The sequence below is a fragment of the Candidatus Hydrogenedentota bacterium genome (genome assembly GCA_012523015.1).
Classification (GTDB): domain Bacteria; phylum Hydrogenedentota; class Hydrogenedentia; order Hydrogenedentales; family CAITNO01; genus JAAYBJ01.
The window spans coordinates 1-3998 of record JAAYJI010000192.1 but is presented as its reverse complement, the minus strand read 5'-3'; the positions used below and the strand labels follow the sequence as shown (position 1 = coordinate 3998).

Here is a 3998-nt window from a genome sequence, read left to right as displayed (position 1 = left end):
CGATTCGCGATACTGACATAAAAGGCGGTGCGCATGTTCATAACGCGCTGCAGCTCAAGGTTCGCCTTTTCCATCCGTTGCTGGGCAAGCAGGGTAGTTTCCTGCACTTCTTTTTGGTGGGTAATATCGTGGAACAGGGCGACGTATAGGCGACGACCTTCTCCTAAAAAGGAGTGGATATGCATAAATACGCTGCGTTCCATCGCACTGCCTGCCAATACCAACATCTCATGATGTAATTCGCCTGTTTCTCTGAGATCTTCGAAGACTGTCTCGAGGGAACCATCATCGAAAAGATAGCTGCGGAATCGGGAGCCGATCAATTTTTCTTTCGATAATTCGAGAAATTCATAGGCACTTTCGTTGGCATCTACAATGAATTCGTTTTCCCCATAGACGACGATGGGGTGTGCCGTATGATTCAAAATCGCACGCAGCGTCGTTTCTGAAGATTCTAAGGCGTTTGATTTATAGGCCGCGTCTTGCTCCAAACCGCGCACGACCCGCGCCAACATCCCCATGATCCACCCGCAAAAGGCGATGAGGAAAAAATTAATGTAAAGGGGAAGATGAAGAAGATCAGGGCCGCTGAAAATCCAGTCCATAATCGTGGCGAAGGCATAGGTTGCACATACAGTCAACGTAATCCAAAAAGAGCTGCCCGTGCGGGGACTGTATACATGAAAACCTACGACGAGAAATAAAAAGAGGGGCACGAAGGGGCTCCGTGCGCCGCCTGTCATAGCAACCAGCAATCCCACGTCAAGCAAGTACAGGAAAAAATTCCAAATGGAAATAAAGAAATTATATTGCCGCGTATAAAAAAACCAATGAGAAACAATGTTGTGCATCAACACAGAAGAACCAGCGATGACAAAGAGATTGTGGAGCAGGGATTGCTGGGTGGCCAGGGTTAATATGGCGAGGATTCCATAGGTCACATAGCGTAAGATCAGGAAGAACCATTCCACATCCAACACAAGTGCCATACGTCCGCTGCCGACTGAAGATGCGTGACCGCGTCTTTTTTTTGTAGATCGCAACAAGGGGTCTTTCCTTTAAACCATCTTATGCACAGGCGGGTTTACCTAGCATTCGGTTTTCAACAATTGAATGATTTTCTTGCCGTATCGCTTACGCTTACAGGGCCCCATAGATTTAATGGTCAGCAACTCTTCTTCAGTTTGAGGCCCTTTTTCCGCAATTTCTTTGAGCACTTTCGGGTGAAGAATGGCATCAGAGTCCACCTTCTGACGGAGTGCTATTTCTTTGCGCCAATCTTTCAGTAATTTATGACGCTGCCAATAGCCGTCGCTGTGGGGAACAGGTTTATAGACGTATACGGGCGGATCTGCCGAAAGGGCTTTATGGATCACCTTATAAAATTCGGGGGAGAAACGGTCGACCAGACGCTGCGAAACGCCGGGTATCTCCACGAGGCCTTTGGGGATCTGACCGTTCCATTTGGCGCATTCCCGTGCAATACGAATCAAGTCCCGATTGTTCACTACTTTGAAAGGCGGCAAATCGCGGCGCTGTGCTTCCTTTTCACGATAGATAAAGATCGCTTTAAGTATGGCGGCAGCGCGTGGTTCGAGATCGCGCGCTTTAGGTATACGCCAAAAATCATCGGGATTAAAAGAAGGCCTGGGCCCTCTTGGACTGCATAAGTCTTTAAAAATCTCACGGGCTTCCGGCACCAAACCCTTCTCATCAAGTTTTTCTTTTAAATCATCACGCAGCCGCAGCAGATTGCAGGTATCATTGCACGCATAGGCTAACATGGCAGCGCACAAGGGCCGTTTGCCCCAATCCATTTTCTGATATTTTTTGTTGAGATGCACATCATAAAAAGATTCAAGCATAGGCGCAAGCCCCACTTTCTGGAAGCCGAGAAGCCGCGCCGCACGCATGGTGTCAAAGAGATTGACCACATGCCATCCGTAAACCCACTCCAAGAGAGCCAGATCAAAATCAGCAGCATGAAATACTTTTTCTATGGCGGGATTTGCGAAAATATCGCCTAAGGGCTCCAATGAAATCGGAGCGAGGGGGTCAAGAATATAGTTTTGGCTGTCCGTCGAAATTTGAATCAGACAGATCCGTTCTCTGTAGGCAAACAGACCGTTTGCCTCAATATCTACAGCTAAACGGGGCACCTGAAGCAATTCAGCTACAGCCTGCTCCCACCTACGCTGATTGGCTATCAACAAATACTTACAATCCTCTGGCACGCTGGTAACAACTCCCTTTATTTGAATACGATACCTTACAATCTCAAGATAAAGTATACACATTGACCGTTCCTTGATGGAAATTAAAGCGCGAAGCGCGGTTCAACAGCAATTTTAAGCACTCTTAAAAAGAATATAACTTGCAGAACTTCCGAGCTTGGATTGTGATAGTATTGGAGGTTCTGGATGGTAAAATAGAAATGATGCCTCAGGTGAGCTGAAGAAAGTTTTTCGGAAATTACTTTTCTTTGTCGCCCTCGCTCCTATTTTAACCTCCTCTGTTTCTTTGAAGTTTGACAATTCCCCCACTTATTTTAGAGTTAAGGAGTAACCCTATGTTTCAGACAAAAATCACCCAAATGCTCAATATTGACTACCCCATTTTACAGGGCGGTATGCAATGGCTGTCCAAAGCTGAGCTGGTTTCCGCTGTGTCCAATGCGGGCGGGCTCGGTTTCCTTTCTGCCGCTTCTTTTTCAAAGATAGAATTGCTTCGCGATGAAATCCACAAAACCAGAGACCTGACAGATCGCCCTTTCGGTGTCAACATATCCATGTTGCCCGTATTGATGCCCGGCGATCTTACCGATGCCTATGTGGACTTGGTTTGCGAAGAAGCTATACCGGTGGTCGAAACAGCTGGCCGAAACCCGGAACCTTATGTTGAAAAACTTAAAAGCGCAGGCGTGAAATTATTCCACAAAGTACCGGCGGTACGCTTCGCGCATAAGGCGGAATCTATAGGTGTTGACGCTGTTATTGTGGTGGGCTTCGAATGCGGCGGTCATCCCGGTATGGACGATGTTCCCTCGCTGATTCTTGTGCCCAAAGCGGCGCGGGAATTGAGTGTGCCCGTTATCGCGGCCGGAGGTTTTTGTGACGGCGCAGGTCTTGTCGCCGCCCTTGCTTTAGGGGCCGAAGCGGTGCTCATGGGTACGCGCTTTATGGCGACCACAGAAAGTCCCATGCATGATAATTTCAAGCGGTGGATGGTGCAGGCGCAAGAAACCGATACCATGCTTGTGGAACGGTCTATTCGAAATGCTATGCGTGTGATCAACAATGATGCTGCCAGAGTAGTGGCGAAGATGGAAGCGGAAGGCGCGGGCGTGGATGAACTCTTGCCCGTCATTGCGGGCAAAGTCAGCCATGAAGCCTATCTCAACGGAGACATCAACCAAGCTGCCATCGCCTGCGGACAGGCGGTGGGACGCATCGAAGAAATCAAAACGGCAGCAGCAGTGATCCAAGAGATCGTGGATGAGGCGCGTGTGGTAATGCAGCGCTTAGGAGATTATACAGTCGCTTAAAAAGGTCGTATCTATTTGGCCTCAACACGGACAAAGCTTGTAAAAGAAGCGCCATAGGAAAGCTCGCTATCAGTACTCAGCGTGTTGAAAACGAAGACGCTTTGCTCGGAATACGCACCAGAAAACGTGTGGTAACGCTACTATCATCTAAGGTCAACGTTCCCTCATGGGCATCAATAATATGCTTGGTGATAAACAGCCCTAAGCCTACGCCGCCTTTTTTCTTTTTGGTGGAATAAAAAGGCATGAACATGGTCTCTAAGATAGGGGGACTCGGAAGGGTGCCGCTGTCCGCAACTATGAATATAATGCCCGTGTTATCTTCGACCCCTCTCTGACAACAACCTTGATACAGTTACCTTCTTTAAATTAGTGTAGAGGGCAAGGAGAACTGAATTATGAGAGATGTTGATGATGAAGGGTTGTTAGTTTCAAAGAATTCGTCTTTTATTTG

The 3998-nt window shown here is 47.8% G+C and carries 4 protein-coding genes; 1 reads left to right on the top strand and 3 read right to left on the bottom strand.

Going from position 1 to position 3998, the window contains the following annotated elements:
* Both GX117_08535 and GX117_08530 read right to left on the bottom strand, forming a co-directional pair.
* Positions 1–1046 (bottom strand): PAS domain S-box protein (locus tag GX117_08535; protein NLO33386.1); only part of this gene is annotated, 1046 nt, incomplete at its 3' end.
* A 42-nt stretch (positions 1047–1088) separates the two neighbouring features.
* Positions 1089–2234, bottom strand: coding sequence for a ribonuclease D (locus GX117_08530; GenBank protein NLO33385.1), 1146 nt, complete (start codon positions 2232–2234; stop codon positions 1089–1091).
* A gap of 335 nt (positions 2235–2569) precedes the next feature.
* On the opposite strand from GX117_08530, the gene GX117_08525 reads away from it, so the two are divergent.
* Complete coding sequence (locus GX117_08525) at positions 2570–3544, top strand: nitronate monooxygenase (protein ID NLO33384.1); 975 nt, start codon at positions 2570–2572, stop codon at positions 3542–3544.
* A 76-nt stretch (positions 3545–3620) separates the two neighbouring features.
* Here GX117_08525 and GX117_08520 read toward each other — a convergent pair whose 3' ends face one another.
* The gene (locus tag GX117_08520; GenBank protein NLO33383.1) at positions 3621–3899 is read right to left on the bottom strand and encodes a HAMP domain-containing histidine kinase; all 279 of its coding nucleotides are present in this window, start codon (positions 3897–3899) and stop codon (positions 3621–3623) included.
* Between the last annotated feature and the right edge of the window lie 99 nt (positions 3900–3998).